General features: G+C 48.6%; 10 protein-coding genes. 6 read left to right on the forward strand and 4 right to left on the reverse strand.

The genetic code is table 11. The features are described 5' to 3' along the window. Positions 1-6: 6 nt before the first annotated feature. The gene (locus tag FHP88_RS11720; protein ID WP_144359258.1) at positions 7-450 is read right to left on the reverse strand and encodes an ATP-dependent zinc protease; all 444 of its coding nucleotides are present in this window, start codon (positions 448-450) and stop codon (positions 7-9) included. Positions 451-717: 267 nt separating this feature from the next. Here FHP88_RS11720 and FHP88_RS11725 point away from each other — a divergent pair, with 267 nt between their 5' ends. From FHP88_RS11725 to FHP88_RS11740, 4 genes are all read left to right on the forward strand, one after another. Further along, positions 718-2,400: a hypothetical protein gene (locus tag FHP88_RS11725; RefSeq protein ID WP_144359259.1), complete on the forward strand. Its 1,683-nt coding sequence runs from the start codon at positions 718-720 to the stop codon at positions 2,398-2,400. Between the two features lie 148 nt (positions 2,401-2,548). After that, on the forward strand, positions 2,549-5,263 hold the full coding sequence (gene acnA, locus FHP88_RS11730) for an aconitate hydratase AcnA (protein ID WP_144359260.1): 2,715 nt from the start codon (positions 2,549-2,551) through the stop codon (positions 5,261-5,263). Between the two features lie 87 nt (positions 5,264-5,350). Beyond that, positions 5,351-7,033 carry a choice-of-anchor I family protein gene (locus FHP88_RS11735; RefSeq protein WP_144359261.1) on the forward strand — a complete coding sequence of 561 codons (1,683 nt, stop codon included), beginning with the start codon at positions 5,351-5,353 and terminating at the stop codon, positions 7,031-7,033. 341 nt (positions 7,034-7,374) lie between these two features. Beyond that, positions 7,375-8,148 (forward strand): ferredoxin--NADP reductase, encoded by a 774-nt coding sequence (locus FHP88_RS11740; protein ID WP_144359262.1) that lies wholly within the window; start codon positions 7,375-7,377, stop codon positions 8,146-8,148. Positions 8,149-8,215: 67 nt separating this feature from the next. Here FHP88_RS11740 and FHP88_RS11745 read toward each other — a convergent pair whose 3' ends face one another. Then, on the reverse strand, positions 8,216-8,674 hold the full coding sequence (locus FHP88_RS11745) for an Lrp/AsnC family transcriptional regulator (RefSeq protein WP_144359263.1): 459 nt from the start codon (positions 8,672-8,674) through the stop codon (positions 8,216-8,218). Positions 8,675-8,812: 138 nt separating this feature from the next. Here FHP88_RS11745 and FHP88_RS11750 point away from each other — a divergent pair, with 138 nt between their 5' ends. Beyond that, on the forward strand, positions 8,813-10,555 hold the full coding sequence (locus FHP88_RS11750; protein ID WP_144359264.1) for an aminotransferase class V-fold PLP-dependent enzyme: 1,743 nt from the start codon (positions 8,813-8,815) through the stop codon (positions 10,553-10,555). A 43-nt stretch (positions 10,556-10,598) separates the two neighbouring features. On the opposite strand, the gene FHP88_RS11755 is transcribed toward FHP88_RS11750, so the two are convergent. After that, on the reverse strand, positions 10,599-12,227 hold the full coding sequence (locus tag FHP88_RS11755) for a methyl-accepting chemotaxis protein (protein ID WP_144359265.1): 1,629 nt from the start codon (positions 12,225-12,227) through the stop codon (positions 10,599-10,601). Positions 12,228-12,457: 230 nt separating this feature from the next. On the opposite strand from FHP88_RS11755, the gene hrpA reads away from it, so the two are divergent. Beyond that, complete coding sequence (hrpA, locus tag FHP88_RS11760; RefSeq protein ID WP_144359266.1) at positions 12,458-16,363, forward strand: ATP-dependent RNA helicase HrpA; 3,906 nt, start codon at positions 12,458-12,460, stop codon at positions 16,361-16,363. Between the two features lie 12 nt (positions 16,364-16,375). Here hrpA and FHP88_RS11765 read toward each other — a convergent pair whose 3' ends face one another. Beyond that, on the reverse strand, positions 16,376-17,788 hold the full coding sequence (locus FHP88_RS11765) for a diguanylate cyclase domain-containing protein (RefSeq protein ID WP_144359267.1): 1,413 nt from the start codon (positions 17,786-17,788) through the stop codon (positions 16,376-16,378). Positions 17,789-17,949: the final 161 nt, after the last annotated feature.

A 17,949-nucleotide genomic window follows, 5' to 3' on the forward strand; every position in this document is an offset into this window, starting at 1 on the left:
CAGTTTTTAGACTGTGTTCTGTCCCGTCTGGTATGAGCGAGCGGCATCGACAAGGAAGTCACCCCGCAATGCAGTGCGTCCCAGCAACATACGAAACAGCATGGTGTCACGATCTGTCAGCGTGATCTCAATTCTTTTGCTGATATCTCCAATTATCGCTTCAGTCTCTATGACATAGCGACTTTCACGATGCCCGCCGGAGTCCGTTACCATGCGTTGATCAAGGAGGTCGGCGATGCAGATGATCTCGGTATCCCGATCCTTCTGCAAGGGGTGTACCCCGAATTTTACGCGATCCCGTTTACCTTCCCTAAATGGCTCAATAAAGAAGGCGTGTAGCGCAGAGGTGCGGGCGCCTGTATCGACTTTGGCTTTGATGCGGGCGATGCCCAGTTCAGGCAGTGTCAGCCATTCCCTCCAGCCCAGTGTCAGCATTGTATTATTGGTCATGCGTTATCCATCTTTTTGCTGGCCTGTAGGGATATCTTAGCACTTACCGGTCCAAAGCCCGAGTATTATTGTTTTCCTCTTAGGCCTGATCTTATAAAAATGGCGTAATGTAGAGTGCATTAGATAGCTTGTCTATCGTTTGAATGCCGCTCTTCAGAATTATCGAGTGAATGTCTGCACGACAGGATCAAGCTGCTAAACTTAACCCCACATACAGGAGTAGTGTACTGTCAGTTTTTATAAAAGGAGAACAAAACGGAGGTAGGCATGATGCACCTGAATAATATTTTAGTCATTTCCCTTCTGCTCATCTATAGCCCTTATGTTGCTGCACTGAACAAGCCTGACTGTAACCAATTGGAGCAGTGGGCAGCGTCAGATAAATCGGCTTCGAAAGTAACTGTCTCGCCCGGTTTTGAGTTGAGTGCGCTTGCTGAAGATGATTTGTTGATTCCACTGTTTGGTCACTCTATCTTTGACTGGTCTAAGGGTGACTTTAATGAATTTAATCAGGTTATGAGGGGCTGTAGTAAGGCGGCTTCAAAGCGGCGTGATCGAACGGCACGGGGAAAACTGCAGCAGGCAACCAAATTGGTTGCAAGTGCCCAACGACCGCTCGTGGGATTAATACAAGCGCGAACAAAGAGTGAAGCCGCGGTTGTTTCATTGGTTGAGCGCGAGGCGAATGCGGAAACAGTTGCACTGATCGAGTTGGCGGAGGCGGTGTTACAAGGAAAAGAGATCAGGCCCAAGCTACGGGGTATGTCTCGAGATAAACAACAACCCCTGCTTGATCTCGTCCAATCTCAACGTCACCTTGCAGGCACTGATATTGAAAACTACTCAAGTCGCCTTGAGGCACAAAAGCAGGCGATAGAAAAGGCGCAGCTTGCTGCCCAAGCAGAGGCGTCGACCGAGCTCGATACAGCCCTTCAGGAAATACAACAACTTCCTGAGACAACAGAAGGATTGGGTCGGCTGGATGAGTTGTCCCAGTTGCCTGCGCTCTCCCAGGCAGCACCTGAGAAAGCCAAATCATACAATAAAGCGGTCGCAATCAAGCGCCAGGAAATTGAACTGAAACAGCAGCAGGAGCAGCAGAAGAAGAGCGCCAAATTGATGGCGTCAATGGTTGAAAAGCTGGATGACTACGAAGTCCATCAACCGGCTGACCTTGGAAAACTCTGGGAAGAGGGCATAAGCATGGGTAAGGTGTTGCAAGCGCAAGGTGAGCGGAGTCGAAGTAATTCCATGACCATGGCCTTTTGGCAGCGGTTTAACCGGGCTGTTGCGGATATGTTGGAACCGTTTAAGCAACAACTGCAGACGTTACCGATGAATCAGGAAGGATTAAGCCAGATTGATGGTTCTGTCGCCAGATTAACTGGAATAAAGCAAAAAATTCCAGTGATGAACCCTTACCATCAAGCTGTCCAGATGCGTGGTTCGGAGATCGTTGAAGAGATGCGGCAAATTGCCTGTAATAAAACACTGGACGCGGCCAACATTTCATCGGGTGATGCTGCGGAGCGGCTCTGGGGTGCAGGGCAGGCGACTACTTTGGGTGATTTTTTCTGTCTTCTGTCCAATCAGGGTGCACAAGTCCATGCGTATGATGGCGCCGGGTTGTTATCAGACACACATACAGTAAAACTCACCACAAAGGCTGATGGTTTTCACACCCTCAAACTGCACGAGGGGGAAGTCCAGCCTGGTCAAAAGATGCTGATTGGGTTTGAGATTGCAGATGCCAATCAGCAACGTGCCTTGAGCGTCAGTGACTGGGAGCGGTATGTGAAAGTAAATACTCAAGGCGGAGGAGGGTCGGCTGAGTGCGATCGGTTGGCAAACAAGCCCCGCAATGAGCTCTCGATGGTAGAGGCAGAAAAGATGTTAGGCTGCATCATGCAGCGAATACCTGGGATGATTCAGCAGCAGGAAAGGCGCTGATTGTTGGCGGGGATTGATGATCTACCGGTCCTTAGGGGCCGGTTTTACGTTAATGTTGAAACAATCGAACTATCTACCGGCTACGAAGCCTAAACCTTATAGGTGCAAGACAATATGAGCTATAAGGAAGACGAGGAGGATCAGGGGTATGAGCACATCCTACAAACAAGCGGAATTGCTGAACGTCGATAACAGGGAATATACCATCTATCCGTTTGATCACCTGCGGGGGAAGTATCCTGTTGATAGCCTTCCTTTCTCACTGCGTATCCTGCTGGAAAACCTGCTTCGACATGGCGATGAATCATACGTAACCGATGATGATATTCACGCTTTGGTCAACTGGGATCCATCCGTAGAACCTTCACAAGAGATCGCCTTTGTACCCGCCAGGGTGTTGCTGCAGGATTTTACCGGTGTGCCTGCGATTGTGGATCTTGCTGCCATGCGCGATGCTATGGTGGAGTTGGGTGGTTCGCCAACCAAGATCAACCCGCTTACGCCAGTGGAACTGGTGATTGATCATTCGGTCATGGTGGATCATTTTGGCTCAGCCGATTCACTGAATAAGAATACCGAGATCGAGATTGGTCGTAATAGGGAACGTTATCAGTTTCTGCGCTGGGGTCAGAACGCGTTTGATAATTTTCAGGTTGTCCCACCGGGTACGGGTATTGTTCACCAGGTCAATCTGGAGTATCTGGCACGCGGCGTCTTTACCCGTGAGGATGATGCTGGCAGTGAGGCCTATCCCGATACGCTGGTAGGTACTGATTCACACACCACCATGATTAATGGGCTGGGGGTTCTTGGGTGGGGGGTTGGCGGTATTGAGGCTGAGGCTGCCATGCTGGGACAACCGATCACCATGTTGATTCCTCAGGTAGTGGGCTTCAGGGTGGAGGGTAAACTTGCTGAGGGTGCAACGGCGACGGATCTTGTTCTGACAGTAACAGAGCGTTTACGTAAACATGGGGTTGTCGGAAAGTTTGTCGAGTTCTTTGGTCCAGGATTGGAAAATCTGAGCTTGGCCGATCGTGCCACCATTGCCAATATGGCGCCAGAATATGGGGCTACCTGCGGTATTTTCCCCGTAGATGCGGAAACCATCCGTTACCTGAGACTGACCGGTCGCAATCAGCACAGCCTGGCACTGGTCGAAAGCTATATGCGTCGTATGGGGCTGTGGCATGACATCAATACGCCGACCGCTCAATACAGTGCAGTATTGTCGCTGGATCTTTCCGATGTGGTTCCCTCGATTGCCGGCCCGAAGCGGCCGCAGGATAGGATTCCCCTAACGGAAGCGAAATCGAGCTTCAAAGATGTCCTCGCAACTTTTAGACACTCCGAGCAGGCGTCTGACAACGTCACTGATTTTGATGAAGAGGGTGGCCATACACCGATTGAAGCGGGCGCTGTGAACGTCAGCTATCAGGGGAAAACGTTTAATCTGGAACATGGTGCGGTGGTGATTGCAGCCATTACCAGTTGTACCAATACCTCTAATCCTGCGGTGCTGATTGCCGCAGGATTGGTCGCAAGAAATGCCAGAAAGCTTGGCCTGAAGACCAAACCATGGGTTAAAACCAGCTTGGCACCTGGATCAAAAGTGGTAACTGAATATCTGCAGCGTACTGGTTTGATGGAAGATCTTGAGGCATTGGGCTTCTATGTCGTGGGGTATGGCTGTACCACCTGTATAGGGAATTCCGGGCCGTTGGCTACGGAGATTAGCCAAGCTATCCATAAAGGTAAGCTGCTGGTTACCTCGGTCCTCTCCGGTAACCGTAACTTTGAAGGCCGTATCCATCAGGATGTGCAGGCGAACTATCTCGCCTCGCCACCGTTGGTCGTGGCCTATGCCCTGGCAGGTAATATGGGGGTGGATCTCTATACTGACCCACTCGGATATGATGCTGATAATAATCCCATTACATTGGTCGATATCTGGCCCGATGGAAAAACGATTCAACAACTGATGCTGGATTCATTGGATGAAGCGATGTTCAAGTCCAAATATCGGGATGTTTATGCCGGTAATGAACTCTGGAACAATCTGCCGATAGAAAAGAGTGAACGCTTTGCCTGGCCTGAATCCACCTACGTGCGTTTACCAACCTTTTTTGAAAATATTGCCAGCACTCAGCCCGGGGTCAGCTCGATTGAGGATGCCCGTTGTCTAGTTAAAGTGGGGGACAGTATTACGACCGATCATATCTCCCCTGCCGGTGCCATTGCGATTGACAGTCCAGCAGGGCGCTATTTGCAATCACGTCAGGTTGCGCCACAGGATTTCAACTCATACGGTTCAAGGCGTGGTAATCATGAGGTGATGATGCGAGGTACCTTTGCCAATATTCGACTGAAAAATCTTTTAGCTCCAGGCACGGAAGGGAGTTGGACCACCCATTTTCCAAGCAATCAACAGTGTTCTATCTTTGATGCAGCCGAGTTATATCGTAAAGAGCAGACACCGCTGATTGTAATAGCGGGTAAAGAGTACGGGACAGGTTCATCAAGAGACTGGGCAGCCAAGGGACCGGCGCTTTTAGGGGTGAAAGTCGTCATCGCCGAGAGCTATGAACGAATACACCGTTCGAATCTGATTGGTATGGGGATTTTGCCACTGCAATTCAAAGCAGGGGAGTCAGCCGACACAAATGGGTTGGATGGTACAGAATATTTTTCTATTCCTGCTGTAGCTGTTGGTCAGGAATCTGTTGAAGTAACGATTCGCAGAGCATCGGGTGACGTAATTACATTAAGTGCGACTATTCGAATCGATACTCCCAATGAGTTTGCCTACTATGAAAATGGTGGGATTCTGCATTACGTGTTGCGGAGACTGGCGCAAGAGTAAAACAGCGTAAGCTTTCCTTCAACAACCTGTAACATTATCGACATAGCATGAGTGTGAAATTTCATTTTGCATTCTGTCGGGAAAATCATGCTAAGAATTAAAACGCGTTATGGAGTGACGGCAATACTCTTTACTTCCCTAATCATTGGGTCACCGGCTATGGCCGCCCCAATACTCAATTTTCAGAAGCTCTGGACATACGATGCAGGTAATAGTGTGCTCGACAGCTATGCTGATCAGGGTGTGACCGATTTTGATCTGGCACCGGAAGCAGAGATTGTCAGCTATGACACTGCAAGCGAGCGCTTTTTTGTCATTAATGGTCGTGAGAAAGGGGTTGATGTTCTGGATAAAAGCGGTGTAAAAATTGCCACTCTCGATACATCAGTCATGGGGTCTCCCAACAGTGTTGCAGTAAAAAATGGTGTTGTTGCTGTAGCCGTAGAAAATTCAGCTAATAAACAGGACGCGGGTGAAGTCTGGTTTTTTGACGCTGCAACGGCATCCTTTACCCGTAAAGTGACAGTCGGCGCACTCCCCGATATGGTTACCTTCACGCCTGATGGTAGTAAGCTTCTGGTGGCGAATGAAGGAGAGCCGAATGACAGTTACACCAATGATCCGAATGGCACGGTGACTGTAATTGATCTGTCGACTGGTGTGGCCTCCGCAACGGCTACTCACTTGGGCTTTGGCGCATTCAGCGAGGCAGCGATTGAGGCCGATGGTGGTCGGGTATTTGGTAATAACAATAGCGCAACCGTATCGCAGGACCTGGAGCCCGAGTACATCACGGTTTCACCTGATGGTAAAACCGCTTTTGTTACATTGCAGGAGAACAATGCAGTTGCCAAGATCGATCTTACTACCAACACAATCACTGAAATACAGGGATTGGGCTATAAGGATTACACCCTTCCGGGTAATGAGTTTGATGCATCAGATAAGGACGGTATTAACGGTAATCTGCAGAATTGGAATGTTATGGGGATGTACCAGCCGGATGCCATTGACTCCTATGTAGTGAATGGAAATCTTTACTATGTTACGGCCAATGAAGGCGATGCCCGTGATTACAGCGGTTATTCCGAAGAGGTGAGAGTAAAAGATTTAGCGCTTGATTTGAATAATAATAATATTGCTGACAGTGATGCTGATGATACGGATAACCTGGGAAGTCCTGGCGGACTAAGCGATGGCGATTTCCTTCTGCAGAAAAATGGAAATCTGGGTCGCTTGAAGACCACCACCGCCAATGGCGATAGTGACGGTGATGGCCTGACAGAGCAAATCTACTCATTTGGCGCACGCTCCTTCTCTATCTGGGATGAGAATGGCAACCAGGTCTATGACAGTGGAAACTTGATTGAACAGATATTAGCCAATCAGTATTCAGGGCAATGGGCAGATGGTCGTTCGGATGACAAGGGTCCGGAGCCGGAAAGTATCACCATTGCACAGTTAGGACAGTGGATGTATGCACTTGTCGGATTAGAGCGAACCAATGGTGTGATGATATTTGATATTACCGATCCCACTAATCCCCTCTATCAAAGTTATATAGTGGAAGCGGGTGACCTAAGCCCTGAAGGACTGCTGTTTGTGTCACTGGGTAATTTAGCCTATGGCAGTGGCGGATACGGTTATGTTGCCGTTGCCAATGAAGGTTCTGGAACCACAACACTTTACAGTGTGAGTGCTGTACCCGTACCAGGTAGTTTGGCGCTTTTCGGTTTAGGTATGCTGGTAATGAGGCGCTATCGGCGATAGTGAAATATTAACGACGGAAGCTAACATGCCGGGGGTATTTCTCCCCGGCAAAAAGTTTAACTCTGCCCAAGTAATCTGTACTTAATAGCATTAGAATTTATTGCGCTACGCAAAAGCGGCCATTTTTGCTTCGCTGTACGTTTGTCAATCCCTTACGCATATATTAATCGCCTATCTTCTGTGTCACACTGGCGTGGGTGCTAGTGGAACTTAATCTGCTCCAGGTAATCAATTAAACGGCATAAGCTAAGAAGCATTGGGTATTTCACCCATTGGGAATAGACGGTATAGAGTGGTTTTTATTTGGAATAATAACCCCTCAAAAGGAAGATGTATTAACAATGGCCAGTTTGACAAAAGAGACAGTGACCAGTGTACATCACTGGAATGACACCTTGTTCAGTTTTAAGACCAGTCGTGATCCCTCGTTCCGTTTTCATAACGGACACTTCACGATGATTGGTATTGAGCTGGAAGGTAAGCCGTTAATGCGTGCTTACAGTATTGCCAGTGCCAACTATGAAGATGAACTGGAATTCTTCAGTATTAAAGTGGCTGATGGTGCCCTGACATCTCGACTACAGAATATTCAGGTGGGTGATGAGCTGATCTTGAGCCGCAAACCAACCGGCACCTTGCTGGTGGATAATTTATTGCCGGGTCGGAATCTGTTTTTGATCAGTACGGGTACCGGATTGGCACCCTTCATGAGTATTATCAAAGACCCGGAAATCTATGAGCGATATGATCGTGTCATCCTTACGCATGGTGTGCGTTACGTATCTGAACTCGCTTATGCCCACTATATACAAAATGAACTGCCTGAAAATGAGTTCTTTGGCGAGATGATCAAGGAGAAGCTGACCTATTATCCAACAGTGACTCGCGAGCCCTTCCATAACTCGGGTCGACTCACTGACTTGATGGAGCGCGGTAAGCTGTTTGATGATGTTGGTCTGGAACCATTTGATATCCAGCATGATCGGTTCATGATCTGTGGTAGCCCGAGCATGCTGAAAGATACCTGTGCGATATTGGATAACCAGGGATTTACCGAGTCGCGTAATGGCGTGGTTGGTCACTATGTCATTGAACGGGCCTTTGTTGAATCGTAGGGTGAATGCCATTGCCTGACTCGATCCTTATGATCGGGTCAGGGAAGATGACAGTCTTCAAAAGACTTTATGCATAGTCCACAGGTAATGAGGTGGTGTATTTAATCTGTTCCATCGCAAAGCTGGAGCTGACATCCTGAATATCGACCTTCTCTATGAGTCGTTTGTAGAAACGGTCATAGGCGTTGATGTCGGGTACAACGACCCGCATCAGATAGTCGATATCACCACTCATTCGATAAAACTCAACCACTTCTGAGAACGCGGATACGGCCTCTGCAAAGGCATCCAGCCACTCCGCGTTGTGATGCCGGGTCTTTATCGCCACAAAGACATCCACACCCAGATTGATCGATTTACGATCCAATAGCGCTACACGCTTTTGAATTACTCCGCATTTTTCCAGGTTTTGTATGCGTCGCCAGCAGGGTGTTGTGCTCAAGCCAATCTGCTCGGCAATCTCTGCCGTAGAGAGACTGCAATTTTGCTGAAGTAGGTTGAGAATCTTCTTATCAGTCCTATCCATAGAAAAAATTACTCTAATAATGTAGTAAAATAGGATAATAGTGTCCATTATAGGTCAAATCAGAGTCAATATAGAAACAACTTTCAGTGCGGTGGGTGTAGCATAGTTAACATCAGGTCACCCTCAGAAGGTCATTCAATGAAATTGCAGAGCCTCACACCGGAATACTTGCGTAGCCAGATCATCGGAGTAGATGCCAAACTCACCACGCCATTTGGTGAACGGCACATGGTCTATGCCGACTACACGGCGTCTGGTCGCGGGTTACATTTTATTGAGGATTATCTGAAACAGATTCAGGTGCTCTATGCAAATAGTCACACAGAAGACGATACCAGTGGTCGCACAACAACTCAGTTATTGCATCAAGCCGAGCAGATTATAAAGCGAGCCGTCAATGCAGGATCTGACGGACGAATTATCGCCTGCGGAACAGGTGCGACGGGTGCGATTGATCGCATGCAACAGTTGGTGGGTGTGAAATTGCCAGCGGCGACTCGATTGTCTCTGTTGTCGTTGCTGAGTGGTTCTGCCGGAGATGATGTAGCGTGCGCTTTTACGGCGTATTGCCGTGAGCACCAGCCCGTGGTGTTTGTAGGGCCGTATGAGCACCATTCCAATGAAGTATCCTGGCGTGAAAGTATGGCGACTGTTGTCGAGGTACGATTGGCAGAAGATGGTGGAATTGATCTGGCGGACCTGGAACGGTTATTACAGTTACCCGCGTATCAGGGGCGCATGCGCATGGGTTCTTTTTCTGCTGCGTCGAATGTCACCGGCATGATTTCCCCCGTTCATGAGATTGCAAAACTGCTGCATCGCTATGATGCCCTGGCCTTCTTTGATTATGCGGCCAGTGCACCCTATGTAGAGATTAATATGAACCCGTCGATGGAAGCTGATGAGGGTGATGCATCACTGGATGCGGTATTCATCTCGCCCCATAAGTTTGTGGGTGGACCGGGTGCCAGCGGTGTATTGGTATTTAACCAGCGCTGCTACCATCCCGAACTACCGCCCAGTGTAGCGGGTGGCGGTACGGTTGATTATGTGGGGCCTGAGACCCATGATTTTATCAAGGATATCGAAACCCGTGAGAATGCAGGGACTCCGGGCATTCTCCAGACACTCAAGGCTGCATTGGTCTTTGAGATCAAGCAGGCTGTCGGGGTTAAGGTGATTGAACAACGTGAGTCAGATTATGTCACCCGTGCGCTGGGGCAATGGGGCGAACATCCGAATATTGAAATCATGGGAAATCCTGATCCGACGCGACGTACAGGGATTGTCTCATTCAATCTGAAGGGGCCGGGGGATCGCTATTACCATCCGCGTTTCATTACAACACTGCTGGATGATCTGTTTGGTATTCAGAGTCGGGCGGGTTGTTCTTGTGCTGGTCCGTATGGCCACAAGTTGCTGGGTATTGATGAGGAGAAAGCGCAGGAGTTTCGAGCGGTTATTGCAGAGGGACACTGTGGTATTAAACCCGGATGGTGTCGGATCGGTTTTCATTATCTGTTTGATGATGCGGAGGTGGAATACATTTTAGAAGCGGTGAAATTTATTGCTGAGAATGGCTTTAAGTATCTTGCGCTGTATCGATTTGATTCGACTACGGGGCTTTGGACACACAAGCAACCTCAATTGTTATCGGCCTCACTCTCTCTTGAAGATGCACTGAATAGCGTCTTCTTTGGAGCGGAAAGCCTATCTGAGGCAGAACGGCGTGATCACTACGCGAGCAATCTCAATGCAGCACATACTTATGCTAAGCACCTTGAAACTGAGTACCGGGATGATGACGTCAAGCTTGCAGGAGAAGAGGGCGTACTGCAGTTTTTTTTATTGGCTAAAGAGAGCCTACAGGGGCGTAGTTGAAGTCCATAAGCCGGAGTAACTCCGGCTTATGGACGGTTGTGGTTTAAACTTTGAACTGGCCCATCACCTGTTTTAATTCATAGGCAAGCTGAGCAAGTTGTTGGCTGGTATGGGCAATCTTCTCCGAGTTATCAGCAGTTTGATCTGTCACATCACTGATCACGGTGATGTTGCGACTGATCTCACTTGCCACCATCGATTGCTGATGTGATGCTGAGGCGATATGTTCATTCATCTGACTGATGGTGCTGATAGAGTGTGTGATCTTATTCAGAGAGTCACCTGCATGCGCGGCCTCGGTAACACTGGTCTCCACACGCTTCTGGCTTTGAGACATCATATTCGCTGCATTCTGTGATTGCCGCTGTAATCCCTCGATCATGGTCTGAATCTCTTGGGTTGCTTTATGCGTACGGGTAGCCAGTGTTCTTACCTCATCGGCGACTACCGCAAAGCCGCGTCCCTGTTCACCTGCACGTGCGGCCTCAATCGCCGCGTTTAATGCGAGCAAATTGGTCTGCTCGGCAATATTGGTGATGACTTCAACGACTTTACCGATACCATCGCTATCGGTTTCCAATTGACGGATAACATCGAATGCCTGACTGACATCATCTGCGAGCGTATTGATACAGGCAATCGCATTATTCACAACCTTACCGCCCTCTTTAGCTTGTGCATCTGCTTGGTTGGCGGCATCAGAGGCGTTGCTGGCACTGCCTGCAACCTCATTGGCATTGGCCTCCATCTCCGTCATGGCGGTTGCTACCTGTTGGCTCTCCTGTTGCTGTTTACGAACGCCATCAATACTCTGGGTAGTGATGTTGGTAAGCTGTGCTGACTCTTCCGCAAGCTGGAGCGTCGAAGCACTTACACGGGTTATAATAGAGCCGAATTTTTCCATCATCAGGTTGATGGCTATGGCGAGTCGACCCAATTCATCTTTTGATTTAACCTCAGCTCGAAGACTGAGGTCAGATTGTTGTTCGATAGCGCGTACGACTTCGGTTACTTTTCTAATGGGTGAAACAACCAGCTTTTTCAGGATGAAACTGATAATCAGTAGGCCAGCAATTAACAGCGCTGAATTCAGTCCGATATTCAACCAAAGCTCTTTAAATACGGTGTTGTCCAGTTTCTGTAAAGAGTAGTCCACCCGCACAGCACCCAGAACATCGCCTTCAGCCACAGGATGGCAGAGCAGGCAGTTGGTGCCTCGATAGTCTTTCTCGGCACGCATGGGTATGACTACCGTGAGGACTCGCCCTCGTTCATCCGTAATAATGGTGTCAATCTTTTCTCCGTTCAGGGCGCGTTTGTCAAAATCATCTTTGACTGCATTCAATTCATCCCCTGCACCAAAAAACTTGACAATGCCCTCACCGCGGATAATGCGGGCATCCAAGACCTCTTCTCGTGCGGTTACTTTTTTGCGTGCGATCTCCTTATTGGCCATGCCCCCAGTCAGCATCAAGGTGTTGACGTTATCAAAGTAACTGTCAGCCAAGGTTTCTGTCTGGTCCATAACCAGCTCTTCAACCAGATTTCTTTGGCTGTTGAACTGATAAAGGGCGGAGACGAGCAGGATCACCAAAAAGAGAATAATAAGCGCGAGATCGATCTTGGTACTGATCGAGAGTCCTTTCTCGGTGGTATTACTGGGCTTGTTCATTTGTATTCCCCGGAGATTAATTTGAGCGCCTGTCCTTCAGCGAATATTCAATAAAATTTCTACCCCATGTTGCGTCGCTTATGGGTATAACTTTAGGAAAGGGCGGGGACATACCTTAGTTAAATGATCTGGGTCAATATTCCATTTATAAATTAATGTTTTTAAAGGAGTGTGTGCCGTGATCGCCAAATCTGTAAAATAGGGGCTGTTGTCATAGGGGTTATTTAATTGTGAGTTTTGATCTGAAATCTGCGTTGGAGGCGGTAGAGGGTTGCCTGATAAGGGATCGGCATGTTCTGCGTAATCAAATCCGGGGATTACAACGTCAGCGCGCTCAAAAGAAACCCATTGAAGCGGGATTGGCCCGTGTTCTAGAACGTATTGAGACATCAAGGCAGATTGCCACGCAACGTAAACAGCGGCTCCCGAAAGCGGATTTCCCCGAGGAATTGCCAATCAGTGAGCGCTGGGAAGAGATAGCGGCACTGATAACGCAGCATCAGGTGATCATTCTATGTGGTGAGACGGGTTCCGGAAAATCCACCCAGCTACCCAAAATATGTCTTGCCCTGGAAAGAGGCGTATTCGGTCGTATTGGGCATACCCAACCGAGGCGTATCGCCGCTCGTGCCCTGGCCTCGAGGATTTCATCCGAGTTAGGGCGGGAACTGGGTGATTCGGTAGGCTATAAAGTGCGTTTCCATGACCGTGTTGGACCGCATAGCCACATTAAGCTGATGACCGATGGTATGTTGTTGGCTGAGGTCCAGCAAGACCGTTATCTCAATGACTATGACACACTGATTATTGATGAGGCCCATGAGCGCAGCCTTAATATTGATTTTCTATTAGGCTATCTCAAGGAGCTTTTGCCAAAGCGACCGGACCTCAAGTTGATCATCACCTCTGCCACAATTGATCCAGAGCGTTTTTCCACTCATTTCTGGGGTGCTCCAATTATCAATGTCAGTGGCAGAACCTTTCCAGTAGAACTGCGCTACCGTCCGCCAGTGGATGAGGGTAATAGCGAGCGCGATGATGCCATGCAACAGGCTATTCTCTCTGCTGTAGATGAACTTTCACGAATTGATCGGGGCGATATCCTGGTGTTTCTCAGTGGTGAACGAGAGATCCGTGAAACAGCTGAAAACTTACGAAAACATAAGCTTCAGTTGACAGAAGTGCTCCCGCTCTATGCACGGCTTGGACCGTCTGAGCAGACAAGGGTCTTTAAGCCGGGTGGGAGCCGCCGCATTATTCTGGCCACTAATGTGGCTGAGACCTCTCTTACTGTGCCAGGCATACGCTATGTAATCGATGTGGGCTATGCCCGTGTCAGTCGTTACAGCCATCGTAGTAAGGTTCAACGGTTGCCGGTGGAGCGCATATCACAGGCCAGTGCTGATCAACGCAAAGGTCGCTGTGGTCGTGTCGCGGCGGGTGTCTGTATTCGTCTCTATGAAGAGGAGGATTTTTTATCGCGGCCTGAGTTTACCGAACCCGAGATTCAACGGACAAACCTGGCCTCGGTGATTTTACAGATGCGTTTGCTCGGTTTTGGCGATATTGAGCAATTTCCTTTCGTCGACAAGCCTGACGGCCGTTTGATCAAAGATGGTTATCGTGTCCTGGAAGAGATTGGTGCAATTGACGCCGCCCGCCGTGTTACTTCGATCGGCAAATCGCTTTCCCGTTTACCAGTTGATCCGCGGATTGGGCGTATGCTTATGGCTGCTGCGGAGGCCGATTGTCTCAATGAAGTGTTGGTGATTGCGGCGGCCTTGAGTGTGCAGGACCCACGTGAGCGACCCATGGATAAACAGCAAGCTGCAGATGAGGCTCATCGATCGTTTCGCGATGAGTCATCAGATTTTCTTGGCTTGTTAAATATGTGGAGACATCTGGAGGAACAGCAACGGCATCTATCACGACGTAAATTCCAAACACATTGTCGTACGCACTTCATATCCTGGACAAGGGTTCAGGAGTGGCGCGATATCCATCATCAATTGCGTGGCCAACTGCATGAGATGGGGCATCGGGAGAATGAGCAAGCGGCCAATTATGAGGCGATTCACCGCTCACTACTGACGGGCTTACTGAGTAATATCGGATTCAAACAGGGAGGTAACAGCAGGGAGTATCTTGGTGCGAGGAATAGCCACTTTTTTATTTTTCCTGGATCGGCGCTTTTCAAGAAGCAGCCTAAGTGGGTGATGGCGGCTGAGTTGGTAGAAACAACAAAACTGTATGCACGATCGGTTGCCCAGATTCAACCAGAATGGGTTGAGGAAATCGCGGGCGATCTGGTCAAGAAAAATTATTCTGAACCTCACTGGGAAAAAAAGCGTGGACAGGTTGCCGCTTTTGTACGAATTACGCTCTTCGGCCTTCCAATAATTCCAAAGCGCAAGGTGAATTATGGACTGATCAACCCGGTGGAAGCGCGGGAGATTTTTATCCGATCAGCGTTAGTCGATCAAGACTTTGAAACACGTGCACCCTTTTGGCGGCACAATCGTGAAACCATCCAATCAATTGAGTTGCTTGAGCATAAAACGAGGCGGCGTGATCTGCTAATCGATGAGCAGGCGATCTATGACTATTACGATAAGCGTCTGCCCAGTGGTATCTATAGTGCGGCCCAGTTTGAGAAGTGGCTACGCAAAGTAACACATGATCAGCCTAAATTACTGCATATGCGGGCTGAGGATTTGATGGCGAATGAGGCGGGTCAAATCAATGACGCATTTCCAGATGCGCTGAAGATGGACAGTCTGCAATTACCACTGGCCTATCATTTTGATCCAGGCCATAAGGCCGATGGCGTGAGTATAAAAATCCCACAGTCGGTGCTCAACCAGGTCTCTGAAGAGCGCTGTGAATGGTTGGTTCCAGGGTTATTGCGTGAGCGAATTATTGCGTTGTTAAAGTCATTACCCAAGGCCTTACGTAAATCCTTTGTACCTGTCCCTGATTATGCCGACGCCTGTCTCAACGCAATGGAGCCGTCAGACAAACCGCTAACCCGAGTGCTTTCTGAACAGCTACTGGAGATGACCGGAGTCTATATTCCGGAAGACGCTTGGCAGGCTGATAACGTGGATCAGCATCTGCAGATGAATTTTGTAGTGCTCAATGAACAAGGGAAGGTTGTGGATTCAGGACGGAATCTGCAGCAATTGAAAACGCGCTACGCTAGTCAGGGGGAAGATCGCTATCATCCTGAAACAGAGAGCGGTCTGGAACTTGATGAGGTTACAGATTGGTATTTTGGTCCACTTCCACACAGGATTGATCTGGATCGTGGCGGGATCACGTTGCCGGGTTTTCCTGCATTGGTTGAGTCAAGGGATAAGGTGGCGGTTCGGATTGTTGACTCTGAGCAGAATGCAAAGGCGCTGCACCGTATTGGCTTGACGCGGCTATTTATGCTCAAGTTGGCTAAAGATGTTCGTTATATCAGGCGTAACATACAAGGCCTGCAAAAGATGCGTTTGCAGTATGCAAAAGCAACCGACCTGGAGGGCAAAAAGGGTGATGTTAAGGTTGATCTTGAGCAGGAGCTCGTTAGGTTAATCTTTGATCTGACCTTCATCGATGACTTGCCAGAGATCAGGGATGGTACCGCGTTTAATGACCGCATCGATGAGCGGAAATCACGTTTAATAGTTACAGCTAACAACGTAACAATGCTTGCCGGTGAGATATTTGAACACTATCAACTCGTAAACAAGAAATTGTCTTCCATCACTCAGATAAACTGGATGTCATCTCTCCAGGATGCACGGCAACAGCTCGACCGGATGGTCTTTAAGGGTTTTTTAAGTGTGACCCCGATTGAGCAACTGCGCGAGATTCCGCGTTACCTGGCCGCGCTTTTACACCGTATAGAAAAGCTTAATCATGCGGCGACAAGGGATCAGCAGTTGATCAGGGAGATGCAGGGCGTTTATCAGCAGTGGCAAGAAAGAGATTTGCGGGAGCGAAAAAAGGGTCGGCAGGATGAGCGTCTGGAGGAGATTCGTTGGTCGTTGGAAGAACTGCGCGTGTCACTGTTTGCCCAGGAGTTAAAGACCGCTTATCCCGTATCGGTAAAACGAATAGAAAAGCGCTGGAAGGCGCTTGGACTGTAGCAATTGGCCCTGCTATGAAATGTCTGCGGTCTGCGTTACAGACGATAGCTTGGATTTTTCTGTCGTCATGATTTTCCAGTTGGTATTAGGATCATGTTTTGCTTCATACATGGCACTGTCTGCATTATGGAACAGTTCTGTCAGATCCTGGCCATGCTCTGGGTAAATCGCTATGCCAATACTGACACCGACACTGATTTGTTGGCCATGCCAGATGAAGGGGTCAAGCAGTCGGGCGGTTAATTTATCGACAACAACGGCAATATTATCCAGGGATTTTATATTAACGAAGAGCAGTGTGAATTCATCACCTCCTGTCCTGGCGACAATATCCACTTTTCGCAGTGTTGCTCGAATACGGTAGGCCACTTGCTCCAGCACATAATCTCCCGCAAGGTGTCCATAAGTATCATTTACCGGCTTAAATTTATTCAGATCCAGCACCGCTAAGGCTATCTGGCCACGACTACGTTGTGCCTGGGCAAGTGCCTGGGAGACACGGTCATTGAACAGCAGGCGATTGGGTAGTTTGGTCAATGGGTCATGTAGCGCATAGTGCTGCAGCCGCATACTGTTTCGCTGGACAATGATGGTCAGTGCGGCAAGTAGTATTCCGATGATGATGCCGCTGATTAATATCCAGTTGCTATTACTCCGACTGCTAATCCAACCTTCGGTGGGGATGGTGGCTAGTTGCCACTGGCCATTGGGAAACGTCACTTCCAGGCGTTCAGGGTTTTGTTCAAATAGGTTGCCGTCCCCCCAAAATACCGCGCCTTTTTCCCCCAAGCCATCCTTGCCACGTATGGCTACTCGATATTTTGAGTCGGTATCGGGCAGACCGGCTTCTTCAAAAACGGTGTCCATATTGATGACAATACTGGCGATGCCCCAGTACTCCCCTGAATCGGGTTTATCTGAAAAGGCTGATTTGAAAATAGGGGTTCTGTTAATAAAGGCTTCACCACCCTGTACCAGTTTTACCGGACCCGCGATAACGGTTTGTCCGGTATCGATTGCACGTTTCACTGCGTCCCATTGAGCGGGTAACTTGCGATAATCCAGTCCAATCGCTTTCTGGTTGCCTGATATCGGGTACATGTAATTGATGACATAGCCCTCAGCCAGGGCAACATTGCGTATGTGGTGACTGCTGGACATGAGTTCTCGAGCTATCTGATTGAATTTACTGCGAGAAATGCCATCTTGTGCCGTTACCAGGACGGTGAGTGCCCGTGTCAAATAGATGGTTGAGTTAAATGTGCCTTCAAGGCGGGCGCGCACTGCACTGAGATAGGTAAGGGCTTCATTGCGGCTCTGTCGCTCAAACTCCCGCGATTGATTTTTCTCCACCATGAGCGTGACAATAACAGTGACCAAGAGGACTGTTATGCCGGCAATATAAGGAGAGTATACCCTTTTCACATTGAAAATCCGTTAGTTAGTCATCATGGATATATTGAAAATGTCCGCATTGGCTGACGAATATATTCGATCTCTTAATGTTTTCTTATGCCTAGAATATACGCTATTTGGTATTGATGAGTAAGCCTATAAAACCATGCTGCTAGCAACAGAAACCGTAT

This window comes from Sedimenticola selenatireducens, from assembly GCF_007625115.1.
In the GTDB taxonomy this organism is placed as follows: Bacteria; Pseudomonadota; Gammaproteobacteria; order Chromatiales; family Chromatiaceae; genus Sedimenticola; species Sedimenticola selenatireducens_A.

Excerpts from the sequence above, each read along its gene's own strand:
- FHP88_RS11720 (WP_144359258.1), bottom strand. The coding sequence starts at position 450 with ATGACCAATAATACAATGCTGACACTGGGCTGGAGGGAATGGCTGACA.
- FHP88_RS11725 (WP_144359259.1), top strand. The coding sequence starts at position 718 with ATGATGCACCTGAATAATATTTTAGTCATTTCCCTTCTGCTCATCTAT.
- acnA (WP_144359260.1), top strand. The coding sequence starts at position 2,549 with ATGAGCACATCCTACAAACAAGCGGAATTGCTGAACGTCGATAACAGG.
- FHP88_RS11735 (WP_144359261.1), top strand. The coding sequence starts at position 5,351 with ATGCTAAGAATTAAAACGCGTTATGGAGTGACGGCAATACTCTTTACT.
- FHP88_RS11740 (WP_144359262.1), top strand. The coding sequence starts at position 7,375 with ATGGCCAGTTTGACAAAAGAGACAGTGACCAGTGTACATCACTGGAAT.
- FHP88_RS11745 (WP_144359263.1), bottom strand. The coding sequence starts at position 8,674 with ATGGATAGGACTGATAAGAAGATTCTCAACCTACTTCAGCAAAATTGC.
- FHP88_RS11750 (WP_144359264.1), top strand. The coding sequence starts at position 8,813 with ATGAAATTGCAGAGCCTCACACCGGAATACTTGCGTAGCCAGATCATC.
- FHP88_RS11755 (WP_144359265.1), bottom strand. The coding sequence starts at position 12,227 with ATGAACAAGCCCAGTAATACCACCGAGAAAGGACTCTCGATCAGTACC.